This window comes from Psychromonas sp. SR45-3 (assembly GCF_014163575.1).
GTDB lineage: Bacteria > Pseudomonadota > Gammaproteobacteria > Enterobacterales > Psychromonadaceae > Psychromonas > Psychromonas arctica.
The window spans coordinates 1-503 of record NZ_JACJDP010000075.1 but is presented as its reverse complement, the minus strand read 5'-3'; the positions used below and the strand labels follow the sequence as shown (position 1 = coordinate 503).

2 tRNA genes are annotated in these 503 nt (G+C 38.6%); both read left to right on the top strand.

Annotated features, from left to right (window positions below):
• Positions 1 to 188: 188 nt before the first annotated feature.
• Positions 189 to 264: transfer RNA gene (locus H5084_RS19070), tRNA-Asn, on the top strand.
• A 66-nt stretch (positions 265 to 330) separates the two neighbouring features.
• Positions 331 to 406: transfer RNA gene (locus tag H5084_RS19065), tRNA-Asn, on the top strand.
• Positions 407 to 503: the final 97 nt, after the last annotated feature.

Genomic DNA, 503 nt, shown 5'->3' with positions numbered 1-503 from the left:
CGAGTCCGATAATTTGAAGACTTAAAAGAACAATTCCTCTTTAGCTCAGTTGTTAGAGCGATAGAGACACTGTTAATTCGTATTTAGATTTAATAGTGAGAAAGTTACAATTCCTCTTTAGCTCGGTTGATAGAGCGATAGAGACACTGTTAATCCGTATTTAGATTTCTCAGTGAGAAAATTACAATTCCTCTTTAGCTCAGTTGGTAGAGCAACGGACTGTTAATCCGTGTGTCGCTGGTTCAAGCCCAGCAAGAGGAGCCACATTTAGTTAAGCCTTCGAGTTTAACAAGTCTACAGGTTGTAAACTTGGTGACTTAAAAAGTTAATTCCTCTTTAGCTCAGTTGGTAGAGCAACGGACTGTTAATCCGTGTGTCGCTGGTTCAAGCCCAGCAAGAGGAGCCACATTAAAAAGCCTGAACACATTGTTCGGGCTTTTTTTTACCTAAAATTTATGATCTACTTATACATTAGCAAAATAAGGAATTTCTCTTTAGCTCAG